This window comes from Niastella caeni (assembly GCF_004834005.1).
Classification (GTDB): Bacteria; Bacteroidota; Bacteroidia; order Chitinophagales; family Chitinophagaceae; genus Niastella; species Niastella caeni.
Genome location: NZ_STFF01000002.1, coordinates 290,447 through 309,144 on the forward strand (window position 1 = coordinate 290,447; position 18,698 = coordinate 309,144).

Sequence of the window (18,698 nt, forward strand, 5' to 3'; positions counted from 1 at the left end):
CAGCTGGCGGATGGCTCTTTTTGATAAGCCATAAGAAATTGAAGCCCCACTTGATAAAACAGGTGGGGTTTCTTTTTTGGCCTCCCCCTAAAGGGGTGAAGAACAATGTGATAATTTGCTAATTCCGACTAAAGTTGGGACAAGACCATTGACTATTCCCATTCACGTTTACCGTTTGCCGTTTCACGATTGACGATTCTCGCCCCCGGCTCCTATGTCACAAAAGAAAAAAGGTTACCAAAGTAGGTAACCTGTTACATAATATCAGGGTTGAAATAATTTAGCGGCTGCCATAACCAATGTACCCTTGTGTTCCCTTACATCCACCTTTGGCGCCTCTTGAAGCTGCACATGAGGTAAAAGCTGCGCTGGCCATAATAACCAAAGCCAGGATAACGATAGTCCGTTTCATTTTTGTGATATTTATTAAAGTTTACAATTGCCTGATGAAAAACAAGGGTAGAACGATCATCAGGTCATTCAAAGGTTAACGGACTTTAGGGGGGAGGAAAATTCTTCGGATTGGATAGTAAAGATCAGACCACCAAAATAACAAATAATCCCCGGCATGTGCAAGCATGTGAGCAAAAATAATTTCGGCGTTCATAAAAAGTTTTTGGTAATCGTTCCACCTTAAATACATTTAGCCGCAAATCGGTTCATTGAATTACATTTTATAGCTATTCGTAGATGGGTATATCGCGATTTTGGTACATGGGTTACCAAAAGGTAAAACCAACCATTATCCCAATATACTTACTTTTGCACGGCGGTAACAAGGAATAATAAATAGTATTATATTGTTCGCCGGCCATATTTATCGGTTGCTGAAAAATAATCTTGAATGGCATTAAACTTGATACCCGTTTAACATGTTTATTTCAGCACAACAGTTATTATAACCCATTATAGACCTAATAAATAACCAGTTTCTCCTATGCTCCATATGACACAAGTAGCCGCCTGCATTCCTGAAAAGGAGAAGATTGTTCAATTTGTAACTTTTGACCTATACGCCTAATTTTATATAACCATTATCAATCATCAAAGCTGAATGTTGCAGTTAAAGAAGCCGCTGGCAATCATTGATCTTGAAACTACCGGGATTAACCTGGGCTCAGATCGTATCGTTGAAATAGCTATTGTAAAAGTTCAGACCGATGGCACCCGCCAAATTAAACGTAAGCTGCTCAATCCCGAAATACCGATCTCGGCCATCTCACGCGATTTACATGGAATAACCAATGAAATGGTGAAGGATGCGCCTACTTTTAAACAGGTAGCCAATGAGATCAAGCAATTTCTCGACAATTGCGACCTCGCCGGTTATAATTCAAACCGGTTTGATATTCCCTTGCTCGCAGAGGAGTTTTTGCGGGTAGGACTTGAGTTTGATTTTAACAACCGCAGGCTGGTAGACGTGCAGAAAATATTCCATATGATGGAACAACGGACGTTAAGCGCGGCATATAAATTTTATTGCAATAAAAATCTGGAAGGAGCGCATGGGGCTGAAGTGGATGCTGTAGCCACCTGGGAGATCTTACAGGCACAAATAGAGAAATATCCCCAGTTGGGAACCAGCGTGGATTCAATCATCACCTGCATAGGGGACGATAGCATTGTTGATTTTGCCCGGCGGATGATCATGGAAAACGGGGTAGAAGTATTTAATTTCGGCAAGCATAAAGGCCGTTCGGTAGCAGAAGTGCTAAGGGCTGAGCCTCAGTATTATGATTGGATGATGAAAGGAGATTTTCCTATGCACACCAAGGTAAAACTGACCGAAATTTTTAACAGAACCCTGTTAAAGAAGGGATAAATAAATGCAAATGTGTAATTTATATAATTGCACAATTTGAATTATTGTATTTTCGTACTCCAATATCAATTGATTTGTTTGGAAAACATCGTTATTATACCAACTTACAATGAACGGGAAAATATCGGTCATCTGATTGATGTCATCTTTGCTCAATACGATAATTTTCACATTCTTGTAATTGATGACGGCTCACCCGATAACACAGCCGCACTGGTAAAAGACCGGCAAATGAAATATGCCGGAAAATTATTCCTCGAAGAACGCAAAGGCAAATTAGGCCTTGGTACCGCTTATATTCATGGGTTTAAATGGGCTTTGAAAAGAGGCTACCAGTACATTTTTGAAATGGATGCCGACTTTTCGCATAACCCCAAAGACCTGCAACGCCTGTACGAAGCCTGCGCTGCCGGCGGCGCCGATTTGGCCGTGGGATCGCGGTACGTGAAAGGTGGCGGAACCATCAACTGGCCCAGGAACAGGATCCTGCTTTCAAAAGGCGGGTCGTTATATACCCGGCTGATCACCTGGATGCCCGTAAGGGATACTACTGCCGGCTTTGTATGTTATTCGCGTGAAGTGCTGGAAGCCATCAACCTCGATCAAATACGGTTCCTGGGATATGCATTCCAGATTGAAATGAAATTCGCTTCCTGGAAGCTGGGTTTTAAAATAAAAGAAGTGCCTATTATTTTTGAAGACCGCAAGTTCGGCGTATCAAAAATGCACAAAGGCATTGTAAAAGAAGGGATCTGGGGTGTGCTGAAATTGCGTTGGCTTAGTCTTTTCAAAGACTACCACAACCGGGTTAAAAATACCGGCACCGCATCTTATACCGTAACCCAGCCCGGGGAAAAAGTATTAGCGAAAACAAAATAATACTGAAAGGATTATCAGAGGGGCTGACCAAAAAGGTTAGCCCTTCCAGTTTAATTGCTCGATGGTTTGATGGCTAAATGGCTGCAACCTCCGGTAATTTGGAGTAACTGCACATACTCGTAAAGCTAATCGTTCAACGATCAGCCATCAAACAATCAAACCATCAAGCAATCTTATCCCCATGCGTAAAGCATTTCTACAACTACATATAGCCGTTTTCCTGGCCGGGTTCACCGGAATTCTAGGCAAATTGATCACCCTGAACGAAGCTTTGCTGGTTTGGTACCGGCTGTTGATCACGGTGATTACATTGTGGGTGCTTTATCTATTCCAACGCAAACTGCATCGCACTTGTCCTGAGCGCAGTCGAAGGGGGGCAGGCATTGCACGTATTATAGCAGTGGGCGCTATTGTGGCCTTACATTGGGTTACATTTTATGCCAGTATAAAATATGCGAATGTATCGGTGGCCCTGGTTTGTTTTTCGGCGGTTGGTTTTTTTACTGCTATTCTTGAACCCCTCATTACCCGTAAACCATTTAATAAAAATGAATTGCTGCTGGGTTTGCTCGTGATCGCCGGCATCTACCTGATTTTTCATTTTGATCCCCATTTTAAAACAGGAATTATTTTCGGGATCATTTCCGCATTGCTCGCCAGTTTGTTCCCGGTATTTAACAGGTTGCTGGTGCAGGAGCATAAACCCGAAACGGTAACCTTGTACCAGTTGAGCGGCGGCTTTCTGTTTTTAACCTTGTTGTTGCCATTCTACCTGTATTTTGTTCCTGCCGATCATATACTTCCTACAATAACAGATGCGGGCTGGCTGTTGGTGCTAAGCTGGTTTTGTACCGTTTGGGCGTTTAATTTATCAATGAATGCCCTGAAAAAGATCTCCGCCTTTACTGTTAATCTTACATATAATCTGGAACCTTTATATGGCATAGCGCTGGCCTTTATCATATACCGGGAAGACAAACTGCTGTCCGGCTCATTTTATATCGGTTTATTATTAATTGTGTTATCGGTCTTTTTGCAAACCTGGCTGGTATACAGGGGAAGGAAAAAATCATAATACGACAAAAGCGAATCGTTCCTGGCCGATTGCGTGATTTTCGACCTGTAAATGTGCATTTTTTGCCAATAACTGTGTACAAACAAGCCCTCAAATATCTATAAACGGTTTAACGGCAGGATGATATTTAGAGTAAAACCATTGGTTGTATTAATTTTAGCTTTCAACCGATTCCCGAACAATGAGAAAATTATTCTGTATTTTCCTGCTCCTGCTGGCAGGCCTGTATGTATTAGCGCAAAAAAAGCCACTTACACATTCTGTATACGATGGGTGGCAAAGTATCAATGAACGTTATATCAGTGCCAATGGCAAATGGGTGGTATATACCATCACGCCCCAGGAAGGGGATGCTACTTTAGTAATTCAGGCAACCGATAACGCTTACAAAAAAGAAATACCCCGTGGGTACGGCGCTACTATCACCGAAGACAGCCGGTTTGTTATATGTAAGATCAGGCCCCTTTTTGCCGCCACCCGCGAAGCAAAAATTAAGAAGAAGAAGGCCGATGACATGCCTAAGGACAGTCTGGCCATTGTAGAAATGGGTAAAGACAGTGTGCTGCGCATTCCCCGGGTAAAGTCATATAAAACGCCCGACAAAGGAACCGGTCAATGGATGGCTTACCTGCGCGAGAAATCACTACCGGCGCCGCCCGTTGTACCTAAGCAGGATTCTCTGGCCCAGTTAAATAGTTTGTTACATATGGCCGACAGCCTGGTGCGGGTAGCCGATAGCCTTCGCAACAAGGCCAATGAAGCAAAAACCAAGGGCCTGGCAGCTTTAAGATCAGCAAAGAAAGACAGTAAACCAAAATCGGGCGACCCGGTGGAAGAAGGCACTGAATTAATACTTCGGAATTTATATACCGGGGAAGAAAAGAAATTCGCGTTGGTGAGCGATTATTATTTCAGCAAGCCCGGAAATGCATTCATTATTGAAACAACCCGCAGTAATGCCGATACGTTGTTGAAAGGGGCTATTCTTTGGTTCAACCCGGCTGCCGGAAAAACGGATACTGTTTTGCGTGGCTTCAATGAAGCAAAGAGCTTTGCGTTAGATGAAGCCGGAGCGCAACTGGCGTTTATTGCGGAACGCGATAGCGCTGCCAAAGCCTTGCAGAAATTCTATAAATTATATTATTTCCGTACGGGTATGGACAGCGCTCGTTTGCGTGTTGATAGAAGTACAAGCGGGGTGGCTAAAGGGTTTACCGTAAGCGACGCATCTGTGCCTGAGTTTAGTAAAGACGGTACCAAATTGTTTTTTGGGTTAATGCCGGTACGCAAACCAAAAGATACCACGCTGGTTGATTTTGAAACAGCGCGGTTGGATATCTGGCATTATAACGATGATTACCTGCAGCCACAACAGTTGGTGCAACTGAATAATGAATTGCAAAGAAGCTATAGGTGCGTATTGAACGGTGATGATAATAAAGTGGTTCAATTAGGCTCAGAAGATGCGGAAACAATTTACCTGGCCGATGAAGGGAATGCCGGTTATGTATTGGCGGCCTCCACCCGGGGAAGCCGCATAGAAAGCCAGTGGTTGGGCTTTGCGAAATATAATAACTGGATCATTTCTACTGCCGACGGGAGCCGCAAACTCATAAGAGAAAAGCGACGCGGTATATCAACTATTTCACCGAAAGGCAAATATGTGATCTGGTACGATCAGAAAGAAAAAAATTACTTCACCTATACAGTAGGCACAGGCGCCATAACCAATATCACTAAAAGCATTAAAGTACCATTGTACCAGGAAGACGATGATCATCCCGATGATCCGCCGCCGCATGGGGTAATGAAATGGCATGACAATGACAAGTATGTGTATGTGTATGACAAGTATGATGTATGGCAATGCGATCCTGAAGGAAAATCGGCGCCGCACTGCCTCACCAATGGATATGGCCGGGCGCATAAAACTGTTTACCGGTATATGCAGACTGATAGAGATGAAAGGTATATCACCGATACGCAAAACCTTGTCTTTAGAATGTTGAATACGGTGAATAAAGATGGCGGCTTTGCGATCTGTGATATGAAGTACCGGCATTTCCCGAAATATTCTCATACAGGCACCTTTCAAATTGGCTTCCGGGTTGTAAAAGCAAAAATGGCCAATGTATGGATATATACAAAAGAGAGCTTTAATATCTCTCCCTCGTTGGTTGTAAGTGAATGGAAAAATGATGATATGGCGCCACAAACTGTTTTGGCAACAACTAACCCGCAGCAAAAAGACTACAATTGGCTAACAGCAGAGCTGGTAAAATGGAAGATGTTTGATGGTAAGCAATCGGAAGGCTTATTGTACAAGCCAGAAGATTTTGATGAGAAGAAAAAATATCCCATCATCTTTTACTTCTACGAAAGAGATGCCGACGAACTGAATGTGTACCATTCACCGGCGCCCAGTGCTTCCGTTATTAACATACCCTGGTTTGTAAGTAATGGGTACCTGGTGTTTGTTCCGAACATTTATTATAAGAATGGAGAACCCGGTGAAAGCGCTTATAATTCTATCGTGTCTGCGGCGAAATATTTTACCAAAAGAACATGGGTCGATTCTACTAAAATGGCCATTCAGGGACAAAGCTGGGGCGGTTATCAGGTGGCGTACCTGATCACGCGCACCAATATATTTGCTGCGGCAGAAGCCGGTGCGCCGGTGTCGAATATGACCAGCGCCTATGGAGGCATTCGCTGGGGAACCGGATTGAACCGCCAGTTCCAGTACGAGCGCTCGCAGAGCCGCATTGGATATACTTTATGGCAACGACCCGATCTGTTTATTAAAAACTCTCCCTTGTTCAAAGCAGATAAAGTAAATACGCCCTTGCTGATCATGCACAACGATGCCGATGGCGCCGTGCCCTGGTACCAGAGCATTGAATACTTTACCGCTTTACGCCGGCTGGGCAAAAAAGTATGGATGTTGCAATACAACGGCGAAGATCATAACCTGGTTGAAAGAAGAAACAGAAAAGATTTGAGTATTCGGTTGTCGCAATTCTTTGATCACTATTTAAAAGGCGCTCCTGCACCACGTTGGATGGCCGAAGGTTTACCAGCCACTTCGAAAGGAGTTGATTGGGGAACGGAAGTAGAAGAAAAGAAGGGTTTTTAGTTTATGGTTTATAGTTTGTTGTTTGTGGTTGCTCCGATAAAGTAAGTTTATGGTTTATGGTTTGTTGTTTGTGGTTGCTCCGCGCTTTGAGTAGGTTCATTAAATTGGAGTTCCCGATTTTTGAATTTCAGGGTGTTCCTAATTATAGGGCAATCCCAAATTAATGAACCACAAACCATAAACAACAAACCATAAACTATTTACGCGGCTTTAGAAATATATCTTACTAAACTCCTTTTTGCAACAGGGAGTAACGTTTCAGAAATAGGGAACGACAATTCCGTTTCAATTGAATACACCGCCGGGTTAGGCAGGTCTTTCTTATTGCGCAACAGTTCTGCCTTAATATTTTCGTAGGTGTTCACCATGTTGCGCTCCCATTCATTCACATATTCCGTTCTGATGGCCCGGTATTTTTCATCATGCTTCTCAAAAAAGCTCAACCGGTATTGATACACCAGCGTATTGCGGTAAGTGCCTTCACTTAAAAAGAAATAGCCTTCATGCGTGTCGAGCGGCACTAATCCAACAGGAAATATATTCAGCTTATCTTCTACAAACTCATAGATCTCTGTTCCGTTGCTGATGGTTGTTTTTAATTTATCGGCCGAAAAATTAATGATGTCTTCCAGTTCCTGCATGAGTTCATCATCTTCAATGATCTGCTCATAGAGTAACTGCAATTTTTCTATTTGTACGCCCGACAACTTTTTGGGGAATTGTTCCTGTAAGAATTTCTTGTTTTCTTTTAATGCCTGCAGGTTATTGTAATGAAAGATGACATCTGATAATTGTGGATACAATTTAGATTCATTGAAATAGCCGGATACCTGTTGAAGGTAGGCGAGAAGCGTATATTTCTTTAACTCGAAATCAATATAGCCTTCGGCAAACCATGTTTCTGAAAGCGTTTTCATTTGATTACGTTTTAAGTTTAGAATAGAACCTGTCCTGGCACTTAGTTCCGCAGGTAAAACAATCAGGTTTGTCGTTATTATCAATTTACAAAAAAAAGGCGAGGCCCGGAAGGGATGGTTTAATTATTTTCTGTTAAAGGTTATTCGATGGCTGGATGGTTTGATGGCTTGATTGTTTAATTGTCAGCCGAATAAAAACATATTCTTAACCACTGAGTTTCGTGGCTGTAACCATCAACCAATTAAACCATCTAACAATTAACGAAGGTTTTTGGCTGCTTAGTATGTATAAGCCTTATTCGCGGGTTGTGGCAAATCAATTAAAAAATAAACCCCGACGGTACCGTCGGGGCTATTGTTATTTTCTAATTGCAAGCGATCGTTACAATGTTCTTTCAATTGAAAAGTTTTCCAGTTCCTTGGCCACGGCATTCAGGAAAGTAGAACCCAATGCCCCATCGATGATCCGGTGGTCGTACGATAACGACAGGTACATCATGTGGCGAATGGCAATAAAATCACCCTGCTCGGTTTCTATCACCACAGGTCTTTTCTTGATAACACCCGTTGCCAGAATGGCCACCTGCGGTTGATTGATGATCGGTGTGCCCATGAGGCTGCCGAATGTACCTACATTGGTTAAGGTAAAGGTGCCGCCCTGGGTATCATCGGGCCGTAAGCGGTTGTTGCGCGCTGCATGCGACAGGGAGTTAACCTGGCGGGTTAAACCTGTAAGGTTTAACTGATCGGCATTGCGAATTACCGGAACGATCAGGTTGCCTGAGGGCAGGGCAGTGGCCATGCCTATATTGATATCTTTCTTTACAATGAGTTTATCGCCATCAACGCTGCTGTTTAACCAGGGGTATTTTTTTATGCAACGGATAATAGCTTCAATAAACAGAGGCGTAAAAGTGAGTTTTTCGCCATTCTGTTTTTCAAATTCTTTTTTAACCTTGTCGCGCCATTGAACCATATTGGTAACATCAGTCTCGGTAAAGCTGGTAACATGCGCACTGGTTTGTTTACTGCGCACCATATGATCGGCAATCAGTTTGCGCATGCGGTCCATTTCAATGATCTCAACATTGCCGCTGTACGTTTGTATCTGGTGACGCTCAGGTTCCTGAATTTGTTGAACCTGGGGTAAAATGGTAGGCGTTGTTTCCTGCGTTTTTTGAACCGGAACAGCCGTGGTTATGCCGGCTTTTTTATTGGCTACGTATTGCAGAATATCTTTTTTGGTAACCCGGCCTTCATTACCGGTGCCGGCAATGTTTTCCAGTTCGCTGAGGCTAACCCCTTCGCTGGAGGCGATATTCAATACCAATGGGGAATAAAAGCGAGACCCATTTTGTAATCCGGCATGTGTAAACGACTCGCTGGTAACCTTATGGTCTATACCATTCGAGAAAGGCCGGTTTTCGGCTATTTCAACTGCCGGACTTGTTACCACCGGTGTTTTACTGGTTGCAGGTTCTGCAGCATTTGACCGGATGCGGGCTATCACCGTACCTACCGGCACAACATCATTCACATTAAAGAAGGTTTCCTCTATCACACCTTCAGCAATAGAGGGCACTTCACTATCCACTTTATCAGTGGCAATTTCAAGTACCGCCTCATCCATCTTCACTGTTTCTCCGGGATGTTTGTACCACTTTAAAATAGTGGCTTCCATAATACTTTCACCCATTTTAGGCATCACCAGGTCAACTAAAGCCATATGCAATTGCAGATTTTATATCCCGCCATGGCGGGAATGGTTTACGATTACGCTTTCTGTTTTTCTTCGAACAAGGCCGGATTAACAACTGAAGCCGCGAACTTATTAATTAATATGCACAATGCAACATCCTTCAACCCGGCTCAAAACAAATTTCTCTCCGTCGCGAAGATAGTGATTTACTAACAATCGTTTGCTTTATGCATGTTCAACTATAAATTTCCGTAAAAGATTCAATGCCTGGGTAGCCGTCATTTCAATATTTCTATCCCGGTCGAACCGGAACTGAAATTTTTGGGTAACCAGTTTATTCCGGTCACCGGCCGCTACCCATACCGTACCCACCGGTTTTTCGGGCGAACCGCCATCAGGGCCCATAATGCCCGAAACTGCCAGGGCATAATCGGTGTTCATTTTCATCAGCACGGCGGCCGCCATTTCCTTTACCACTTCTTCACTTACTGCCCCTGCTTTTTGCAAGGTGGCCGGCGATACTTTTAGTTCTTTGATCTTTATTTCGTTATCGTAACTTATAATGCTGCCTTTATATATGTTGCTGGCGCCCGGAATAGCTGTAATAAGGTGTGCAATGTACCCACCCGTACAGCTTTCTGCCGTAGTCATTGTTTTGTTCTTCAACCGCAACAATTTACTCAGCGCCATGGGTAAAGTATGGTCTTCATCGGTAACCAGCCATTCCTGTACCAGTATTTTCAATTGGGCAAATTCGGTATTCAGCTCATTTTCCAGTTTCGCTTTATCGGTGCTCCACCCGGTGATGCGCAACCGTACCATGCCATAATTGGGTAAATAGGCCAGTTTCAGATGTTCGGGCAGCTTTTCTTCCCAATGCTTAATGGTTTCTGCAATGAACGATTCGCCAATGCCTGCAGTAAGCAAGGTCCTATGCGCAATAAAAGGCATAGAGAATGTTTTTTGTAAGCGGGGCAGTACTTCGTTGGTGATCAAACCTTTCATTTCATGCGGCACACCGGGTAACGAAACAAATACCTTTCCATCTTTTTCAAACCACATACCCGGCGCTGTACCCCGGGCGTTGGGCAATACGGTGCATACTTCAGGCAATTCAGCCTGCTTCAGGTTGCGTTCAATAAGCGGCCGGCGAAACACTTGTTCAAAAAGATATACCAGGTGTTTGCGCACTTCTTCATTCATTACCAGTTTACCGCCGAAATACTCGCACAGTACCGGTTTGGTGATGTCGTCGGCAGTTGGTCCCAACCCACCGGTTATAATAATAATATTGGTATCTCGGCTTTCTTCATTCAGGGCGCGAATGATCTCTTCCCTGCTATCCCCTACGGCCACTCTTCTTTTAACCCATACACCAATTTTGTTCAGTTCCTGCGAAATGAAGGCGCTGTTGGTATCAATTACCTGGCCTATCAACAATTCGTCACCAATGGTTATTATGGAGGCGATAATTTTTTCCATTAGAACAAATGTAAGTTAAAATACAGCTACAAGCTGCAAGCCGCAAGCTGTAAGCCTAAGGCGAATACAGAATACGGAAACCAAGAATTTAAAGTTGAGACCAAAAATCAGTGTGCTGTTTTCCCTGTAACCTGAAACCTGTAACTTGTAACCCATGAATAAACTACTCATTTGCTTACTGATTATACATGTACAAACCTCCAGCGCGCAAACTATAACAACCAAACTGTCCAGTGCCATCAGGCAGTTTGAAGCAGATGACCAGGTACGGCATGGCATTATTAGTTTATATGTGGCCGATGCACAAACCGGTAAAACGGTGTATGAACACAATGCGCATATTGGGCTGGCTGCTGCCAGTACGCAAAAATTGTTTACCAGTGCTGCTTCCTTTGAGTTACTAGGAAGCGCCTATCGATATAAAACCGTGCTGGGATATGATGGGCATATTGAGCATGGGATATTAAATGGCAACTTACATCTTAACGGGTATGGAGATCCTACGTTGGGTAGCTGGCGGTGGGGCGATACCAAAGAAGAGGTTGTGCTGGAGAAGATAATGACGGCGCTTCAGAAAAATAACATTAAAAAAATTTCCGGCGATGTACTGGTGAATGAAGGGGCATTTTCCATTCAACCGATACCCGGCGGCTGGATCTGGGACGACATTGGCAATTATTACGGCGCAGGTTGCTGGGCCATCAACTGGCACGAAAACCAGTATGACCTGCATCTGCAGGCGGGAAAAAAGGAAGGCGATACAACTGATATAGTAAAAATTACACCCCAGGGAACTACCGTGCATGATCTCATCAACCACATTACAACGGGAAAAAAGGGAAGTGGCGATAATGCCTATATTTATCTATCTCCTTATGCACGCGACGGATTTACCCAGGGTACTATACCATTAGGCAGCCAACCATATGTAATATCCGGCGCTGTTCCCAATGCTCCCATGTTGTTTTGTTATAAGCTTGAAAAGGCCCTCAATAAACAAGAAATTTCGTTCAATGGCAGGTTTAAGCTCTTTTCGCGGGCAATGGCTGATAATGATAGCTGGCCCGAAATGCAAAAAACAATTATTACGCTTTTGTCGCCGTCAATAGATAGCATTAATTACTGGTTCCTCCGCAAAAGCATTAACCTGTATGGAGAGGCCCTGATAAAAACATTGGCTTATGAAAAGACCGGCCGGGGCACCACGGAGAAAGGTGTTGAACTGGTACGCAATTTCTGGAGTGAGCGGGGCATTGACAAAGGCGCCATCAATATACTTGATGGCAGTGGTTTATCGCCGCAAAACCGGGTAACCGCCCATGCGGAAGTAAAAGTGTTGCAATACGCCAGAACGCGTCCCTGGTTCAATGCATTTTATAATGCCATGCCCGAATACAATGGCATGAAAATGAAAAGCGGTTCCATTGGTGGTGCGCGTGCGTTTGCAGGCTATCATACAGCAAAAGATGGCAAACAATACGTTTTTTCAATTATCGTAAACAATTACGAAGGTTCAGCCGGGGAAATAGTTAAGAAAATGTATAGAGTGTTGGATTTGTTGAAGTAGGAAAATGTTTGTGGTTTGAGGTTTGTTGTTTGTGGTTGTACCTGATATTCGGAGTTTCTAAGCAATTTTGAGCCTTAACGACAAACCACAAGCTACAAACTACAAACTAAAGAATGGTTTTAATTTTTCATACAACTCAACAGGCATAGTGGTCTTCTGCATTCCATTGGCGGTAACAAAATATAATACCACGCGGCCAACCGTTAACAGTTTTTTGTTTTCGTTAAATACTTCGTGGTGAAATTCGATCTTATGATCGGCGGGTAATTCTTTCAGGGTTGTTTTGATGGTTAGCAGATCGTCGTAATGCGCTGTACGTAAGTATTTGCAATGCATTTCAACAACGGGCATAATAACGCCCATCGCCTCCATGTCTTTATAGGTAAATCCTAAATGGCGAATAGATTCAGCGCGACCTACTTCGAAATACTGGGCATAATTACCATAGTATACTACATTCATCTGGTCGGTCTCGGCATAACGAACACGGATCTGTGTTTCGGATATGAACATGATATCTAAATATTGAATGTCGAATATTAAATAATGAATGATGAAAGGGGCTTCCCTTCATCATTCATCGGTTCATTATTTAATATTCAATATTGAAATTATTTCCCCATGGCCCCATCGATACTGTACTTCCCGGGGCCCATCAACAATATGCTAAAAAAGCCGGCGAGGAAAAGAACGCCCATTTCCGCGTTCCCTGCATATCCTTTGTTAACCAGGAAAACAATTACCGCAAAGGTGATCACAACCGGGATGGCCATGATGCGGGTAAATAGTCCAAGAACTATAAAGACGGTGCAAAACACTTCTGCGAACAGCGCCAGCATCAGCGATGGCATATGACCCATGTGTAACGGGTCGGGGAAGCTGTTTTGTTTCTCGGCAAAATGCTTTAGTTTATCAATTCCATGATTGATCAGGAGCATTGATCCAAAAGTAACCCGTATCACCAATACGGCGATGTTAAAGGAGGTTTCAGAACAAGCGGTGCTCAGTAGTCTTTTCATGAGTTCGTTTTTAGGTGGGTCAAAAATACGGGTATTTGCTTTTTCACATTTAGTATTAAAAAGATTTGTTAATCCTGCCACTTATCCACATCTGTTTGGAACGATAATTGGTTTAAGGTAAAATATTTAGAATCTTTACCTCGTTTTACCTATCACCTTAAGGACACTGGAATGAAATATACGACAGCCTTCATAACCCTTTTAGGTCTTTTTCATTTTTCCTATGCTCAGCAAACCCGTGTAATAACCGACCCTCAGGCAACATTCAAACAAGCCAAAGAATTCTATCAACGGGAACAATACAGTCTGGCATATCCTTTATTGAAAGACCTGCAATTACAGCAAACGGCTATTGACCGCAGCAACCAGGCCATTAATTACCAGGAAGTAAAGTATTACTCTACTGTTTGCGCGCTTAAGCAAAATGAAGCAGGGGCGGTGTTAAAGGCGCGTTCTTTTATTGAACTGGAAGACAATGCGCCCCGGGTGCAAATGATGAGCTTTCATTTGGCAGAATATTATTTCCGTAAGGACGACCTGGCCCAGGCGGCCTCTTTATACGAAACCGTTAAGATCGGCAACCTGAGCAATCGCGAAATAGCCGATATGAAATTCCATCTTGGTTATGTATACTTTACCTTAAAGCAATTCGATAAGGCCAAACCGATGTTCGATGCCATCCGGCAAATGAAGAGTGACCCCAATTATGCCGATGCCAATTACTACTACGGTTTTATTTGTTTCTACGAAAAGAAATACAAAGAGGCGTTGGATGCTTTCGCCGTTGTGGAAGATCACCCCAACTATGGCAAAGTAGTGCCTTTTTATATAGCTGGTATTCAATATTCACTCAACCAAAAAGAAAAGGCGCTGGAATATGCCGAAGCAAAACTGAAAAGAGGCAACCTGTATTATGATGCGCAGATGCGCCAGATGGTTGGGCATGCCTATTTCGAAAAAAAGCAATTCAGCAAAGCCCTGCCTTACCTGGAAACATATGTTAGCAAAGCCGATAGCGTAAAGCGCGAGGATATTTATGAATTGTCGTATTGTTATTATGAAGGTAAAAACTGGAATAAAGCGATTGAAGGGTTTAAACAAATAAGTGGTAAAGAAGATTCGCTGGCCCAGAACGCCATGTACCTGCTGGGTGATTCCTATTTAAGAACGGGTCAAAAAGCGAATGCGCGCAATGCCTTCTTAATGTGCGCCCGCAACAGCAGCAATCAGAAACAGCAGGAAGTTTCACAATATAATTACGCCAAACTCTCATACGAACTCGGTTACCAGGACGTAGCCCTGTCGGAATTGCAGGAATTTTTAAATAAATATCCGCAATCTGAATACAACAACGAAGCAAAGGAACTGCTGGTGAATATGCTGGCCAGCACCAACAACTATAAAGACGCATTGGCCTTGTTGGAAAGTGTAAAAACGCCCTCTCCCAATGCCAGGCGGTTATACCCGGTGGTATTATATGGCCGGGCTACCGAATTAATTAACGATGGTATGCTGGTAACCGCCAATGACCTGCTGAACAAAGCAGAGTCTGATGCAAATAATACCTCGGTTCTACCGCAGATAAACTTTTGGAAAGGGGAGATCGCTTACCGGTTAAATAAAGTGGATGATGCCATCCGGTATTTTTTTGAATACCTGAAACGGCCGGTTTCATATATAGAAATAAATCCTGTTAATGCCCAATACAGCCTTGGCTATTGTTTTTTGAAAAGAGAAAATTATAACCAGGCGCTGGGATTTTTTGAGAAGGTGGTTACCAACCCCAAGATCAACGCCACCCCGCTTGAGCAGGACGCCTATGTGCGGAGCGCCGACTGCTACTATATGAACCGCGATTTTAAGAAAGCGATGGCGATGTACGATAAAGTGATCGGCTATTCCTGGGCGGCAGGCGACTATGCTACCTTTCAAAAGGCCATGATCACCGGGGTAAGCAATGACAAAGAGAAGATCAGTTTGCTTGCCAGCATTTCACGCCGCTACCCGCAATCTGATTTATCGGCCGATGCCAATATGGAAGTGGCCATGACCTATATTGCCAGCGAGCAATTTCGCGAAGCCATTCCTTATTTGAAGAATGTGATCAACGATCCGGTTTCATCACTTAAGCCCAAGGCGTATCTTAAAATGGGTATCGCCTATTACAATCTGAATAATGACAATGAAGCGCTGAAACAATACACCGCCGTTCTGCAACAATTCCCTAATTCAACAGAAGCAGAGGCCGCATTGGAAAATGCGCGTATTATATATGTTGAGCAAGGTAAAACCAGCGAGTACGTAGCCTTTGCCCGGTCAATGGGTAAGGAAATTACCAGCAACCAGGAAGATGAGCTGATGTACCAGCAGGCCGAAGTACAATTCAATAATGGGAATTTCCCCGTAGCAGCTAAAAAATTTGAGGAATATCTTACCCGTTTTCCTGATGGCAAATTTTCGCTCGAAGCGTTGTACTATAAAAGTGAAATTTTTTATAACCAGAAAGACTGGGCAAAAGCGGCCGAAGGATATGAGAAGCTGAGTGACCTGGTGCCTAATAAATTTGGTGAGAAAGCATTGCTGAATGCCGCGCGGTTGAACTTCTTTGAGCTGAAAAATTATGAGAAGTCGGAAAAGTACTTCATCAAACTGAAAGAGTTTGCCAGCTCACAGGAAAATAAACTGGAGGCTATGCGCGGGTTGCTGCGAAGCCAGTTCCAGTTACAAAAATGGAGCGATGCGGTTACCAATGCCAAAGACCTGTTGAATCAAAAAGGGATTGGTTCCGATGATAAAGTGATAGCCAATATGGCTATTGCCAAATCTTTCCAAACGGCCAACCAGTGCGACCAGGCCATCAGTTATTACAGGCAGGTAGTTTCATTGAATAAATCGGCCTACGGCGCAGAAGCCCGTTATGAAATTGCCCGTTGCTTCTTTGTGCAGGACCGCATGAGCGATGCAGAAAAAGCAGCTTTTGAAGTGGTGAATAAATCAGGTTCGTACGAAAACTGGGTTACCAGGGCCTATTTATTATTGGGTGATATATACCTGAAGCAAAAGGATTATTTCAATGCCAAAGCCACTTTCCAAAGCATTGTAGACAATGCCAAGCTGGAAGACCTGCGCCAGGAAGCGGACAGGAAGTTAAAACAAACACAAGAGGAGGAGAGGAAGAATAGTAAGGTAGGAGGGTAGAATATCGAATATTGAACCGAAGAACATCGAATGTTGAAGTAAGTGCAGTTCCCTCTATTATGATTTCTGCATTTCATTTCGACATTCTACATTGGACATTCGATATTCGACATTATTAAATTGAAGTTTTCCGATTCACGATCTCAACATTCATAAAGAACACAGTTATCAGATGAATAAATCAAGTATAACTCTTTTCCTTTTCAGTGGTTGCTTATTAGGTGCCACCATGGTACAGGCACAGGAGCCCAACAAAGGAAAAACCATTGATGTAACCTCTACTTTCAAACCGGTATTACGGGAAGCAGCAAAAATTAATTTCAATGCCACCGAGCCGGCCGTTGATACAACCAGGCCCAGGCTTACTTATAATATACCAGCGCAAAACTTATTTTTTACCTATCAACCAGCAGGCGTGCACCCCGTGGCGCTGAAAGTTGACTCCATGAACGCCTGGCAATACAGTAATTATATAAAAGCGGGTATTGGTAACGTTCATCAGCCATTTGTAAAAGCTGGGTTTAGCTTTGGCGATGGTCAGCGAACCTTCTTTAATATTTTCGCCAATCACTACACGTCGAAGGGCGAGTTGGAATTTCAGAAGAACAGCCAGACCAGTGTTGGTGCAGCAGCCACTTATAAAACCAGTAAGAACCTGGAATGGAACGGTAGTTTAGGTTTCCGCAGCGACGATTATTATTTATACGGATATAGACCCGATACCTTAAAATTCAGTAAAGACGACCTGAAGCAACGGTTTCAGACCATTGAAGCAAAAGTTGATTTCAGGAATATTAGTCCAACAGAGTTTGGGCTCAATTACCATCCCAGTATCCGGGTGAGTGGTTTTGGCGACAATCATGATCCAAAAGGAAGTGAGACCAATACGGTGGTGAGCCTGCCATTGGAAAAGACATTTGGGGAAAAATTCTCATTTAACCTGGGCGCAACGGCCGACCTCACCAATTATAAGTATGGCGACAAAAGCGATAAAAAATCGATCCAGAATAACCTGTACCAGGTGGCTACTGCCGTAGCATTCAAGACGAATAACCTGTATTTGCATGCTGGTATACTGCCATCGTGGGACCAGAAGAAATTCCACATGTTGCCCAACATTATGGCCGACATTACCACCAACGACAAAAAATTCACCCTGCAATTGGGCTGGGTAGGATATTACAACAAAGGATCTTACCAGCGGTTTGCATCCATTAATCCCTGGCTGGCGCAACCAGATTCACTTGTGAATACCCGGGCGATCGACCTGTATGGGGGAATAAAAGGATCCTTGGGCGACCATTTCACATATTCTGCCAAACTGGGTATAGTAACCTATCATAACATGCCGTTGTTTGTAAATGACACGCTATACGGTAATACTTTCAATGTACTGTACGAACCCAAGATGAATGACCTGCAATTGCACAGCGAAATAGGGTATACCATTGGCGAGCAGTTCAGCGCAACGGCGGGCGTCACATTAAATAATTATTTCAATCTTGAGCAGGAAAAAGACGCCTATGGGTTAATTCCTATAGAACTGAATGCCGCCATCCGGTGGCAGTTGCTGAAAGACCTGTTCCTGTATAGTGAATTGTGGACATGGACCAAGCCCAGATTTAAGGCCAAGAACGGGGACAGCTTTAGAGGAGATAATGCCTTTGACCTGAATGCAGGGGCAGAATTCAGGATTACAAAAAACTTTAATCTGTGGATGCAGCTTAATAATTTGTTAAATGATCAATACCAGCGCTGGAACCAGTACCAGGTTTTTGGATTTAGTATACTGGGCGGCATAACTTATTCGTTTAATACCAAATAAAGCCAGTAGCTAGAAGAAAGTAGCTAGTAGGGGATTCCATAAGGAGCCGCCCTGCTTATCACTAACCACTCACTACTAG

At 43.4% G+C, this 18,698-nt stretch carries 13 protein-coding genes; 7 read left to right on the forward strand and 6 right to left on the reverse strand.

Going from position 1 to position 18,698, the window contains the following annotated elements; translation table 11 throughout:
• Positions 1–280: 280 nt before the first annotated feature.
• Positions 281–412: a hypothetical protein gene (locus FAM09_RS31395; protein ID WP_262711650.1), complete on the reverse strand. Its 132-nt coding sequence runs from the start codon at positions 410–412 to the stop codon at positions 281–283.
• 642 nt (positions 413–1,054) lie between these two features.
• Here FAM09_RS31395 and FAM09_RS09065 point away from each other — a divergent pair.
• From FAM09_RS09065 to FAM09_RS09080, 4 genes are all read left to right on the forward strand, one after another.
• The gene (locus tag FAM09_RS09065) at positions 1,055–1,822 is read left to right on the forward strand and encodes a 3'-5' exonuclease (RefSeq protein WP_136576779.1); all 768 of its coding nucleotides are present in this window, start codon (positions 1,055–1,057) and stop codon (positions 1,820–1,822) included.
• Between the two features lie 78 nt (positions 1,823–1,900).
• The gene (locus FAM09_RS09070) at positions 1,901–2,701 is read left to right on the forward strand and encodes a polyprenol monophosphomannose synthase (protein WP_208025517.1); all 801 of its coding nucleotides are present in this window, start codon (positions 1,901–1,903) and stop codon (positions 2,699–2,701) included.
• 181 nt (positions 2,702–2,882) lie between these two features.
• Positions 2,883–3,776 carry a DMT family transporter gene (locus tag FAM09_RS09075; protein WP_136576780.1) on the forward strand — a complete coding sequence of 298 codons (894 nt, stop codon included), beginning with the start codon at positions 2,883–2,885 and terminating at the stop codon, positions 3,774–3,776.
• A 181-nt stretch (positions 3,777–3,957) separates the two neighbouring features.
• Positions 3,958–6,912: an alpha/beta hydrolase family protein gene (locus FAM09_RS09080; protein WP_136576781.1), complete on the forward strand. Its 2,955-nt coding sequence runs from the start codon at positions 3,958–3,960 to the stop codon at positions 6,910–6,912.
• Positions 6,913–7,112: 200 nt separating this feature from the next.
• Here the strand turns inward: FAM09_RS09080 and FAM09_RS09085 are convergent, their stop codons facing one another.
• The 3 genes from FAM09_RS09085 to FAM09_RS09095 form a co-directional block, all read right to left on the reverse strand.
• The gene (locus tag FAM09_RS09085; protein WP_136576782.1) at positions 7,113–7,829 is read right to left on the reverse strand and encodes a hypothetical protein; all 717 of its coding nucleotides are present in this window, start codon (positions 7,827–7,829) and stop codon (positions 7,113–7,115) included.
• A gap of 382 nt (positions 7,830–8,211) precedes the next feature.
• Complete coding sequence (locus tag FAM09_RS09090; RefSeq protein WP_136576783.1) at positions 8,212–9,555, reverse strand: dihydrolipoamide acetyltransferase family protein; 1,344 nt, start codon at positions 9,553–9,555, stop codon at positions 8,212–8,214.
• 198 nt (positions 9,556–9,753) lie between these two features.
• Positions 9,754–11,010, reverse strand: a complete 1,257-nt coding sequence (locus FAM09_RS09095) for a CinA family nicotinamide mononucleotide deamidase-related protein (RefSeq protein WP_136576784.1) — start codon at positions 11,008–11,010, stop codon at positions 9,754–9,756.
• A gap of 154 nt (positions 11,011–11,164) precedes the next feature.
• Between FAM09_RS09095 and dacB the strand changes: the two genes are divergently transcribed.
• Positions 11,165–12,577: a D-alanyl-D-alanine carboxypeptidase/D-alanyl-D-alanine endopeptidase gene (dacB, locus tag FAM09_RS09100; protein ID WP_136576785.1), complete on the forward strand. Its 1,413-nt coding sequence runs from the start codon at positions 11,165–11,167 to the stop codon at positions 12,575–12,577.
• Positions 12,578–12,676: 99 nt separating this feature from the next.
• Here dacB and FAM09_RS09105 read toward each other — a convergent pair whose 3' ends face one another.
• A complete protein-coding gene (locus FAM09_RS09105; RefSeq protein ID WP_136576786.1) occupies positions 12,677–13,090 on the reverse strand; it encodes an acyl-CoA thioesterase in 414 nt (137 codons plus the stop codon).
• A gap of 98 nt (positions 13,091–13,188) precedes the next feature.
• Complete coding sequence (locus FAM09_RS09110) at positions 13,189–13,596, reverse strand: DoxX family protein (protein WP_136576787.1); 408 nt, start codon at positions 13,594–13,596, stop codon at positions 13,189–13,191.
• A 171-nt stretch (positions 13,597–13,767) separates the two neighbouring features.
• Between FAM09_RS09110 and FAM09_RS09115 the strand changes: the two genes are divergently transcribed.
• A complete protein-coding gene (locus tag FAM09_RS09115; protein ID WP_136576788.1) occupies positions 13,768–16,794 on the forward strand; it encodes a tetratricopeptide repeat protein in 3,027 nt (1,008 codons plus the stop codon).
• Between the two features lie 172 nt (positions 16,795–16,966).
• Complete coding sequence (locus tag FAM09_RS09120) at positions 16,967–18,619, forward strand: hypothetical protein (RefSeq protein ID WP_136576789.1); 1,653 nt, start codon at positions 16,967–16,969, stop codon at positions 18,617–18,619.
• Positions 18,620–18,698 lie beyond the last annotated feature (79 nt).

What these genes read in the sequence shown, in the direction of transcription:
- FAM09_RS09110 (WP_136576787.1), bottom strand. Translation starts at nt 13,596, where the DNA reads ATGAAAAGACTACTGAGCACCGCTTGTTCTGAAACCTCCTTTAACATC.
- FAM09_RS09105 (WP_136576786.1), bottom strand. Translation starts at nt 13,090, where the DNA reads ATGTTCATATCCGAAACACAGATCCGTGTTCGTTATGCCGAGACCGAC.
- FAM09_RS09080 (WP_136576781.1), top strand. Translation starts at nt 3,958, where the DNA reads ATGAGAAAATTATTCTGTATTTTCCTGCTCCTGCTGGCAGGCCTGTAT.
- FAM09_RS09090 (WP_136576783.1), bottom strand. Translation starts at nt 9,555, where the DNA reads ATGGCTTTAGTTGACCTGGTGATGCCTAAAATGGGTGAAAGTATTATG.
- FAM09_RS09085 (WP_136576782.1), bottom strand. Translation starts at nt 7,829, where the DNA reads ATGAAAACGCTTTCAGAAACATGGTTTGCCGAAGGCTATATTGATTTC.
- dacB (WP_136576785.1), top strand. Translation starts at nt 11,165, where the DNA reads ATGAATAAACTACTCATTTGCTTACTGATTATACATGTACAAACCTCC.
- FAM09_RS31395 (WP_262711650.1), bottom strand. Translation starts at nt 412, where the DNA reads ATGAAACGGACTATCGTTATCCTGGCTTTGGTTATTATGGCCAGCGCA.
- FAM09_RS09075 (WP_136576780.1), top strand. Translation starts at nt 2,883, where the DNA reads ATGCGTAAAGCATTTCTACAACTACATATAGCCGTTTTCCTGGCCGGG.
- FAM09_RS09115 (WP_136576788.1), top strand. Translation starts at nt 13,768, where the DNA reads ATGAAATATACGACAGCCTTCATAACCCTTTTAGGTCTTTTTCATTTT.
- FAM09_RS09095 (WP_136576784.1), bottom strand. Translation starts at nt 11,010, where the DNA reads ATGGAAAAAATTATCGCCTCCATAATAACCATTGGTGACGAATTGTTG.
- FAM09_RS09065 (WP_136576779.1), top strand. Translation starts at nt 1,055, where the DNA reads ATGTTGCAGTTAAAGAAGCCGCTGGCAATCATTGATCTTGAAACTACC.
- FAM09_RS09120 (WP_136576789.1), top strand. Translation starts at nt 16,967, where the DNA reads ATGAATAAATCAAGTATAACTCTTTTCCTTTTCAGTGGTTGCTTATTA.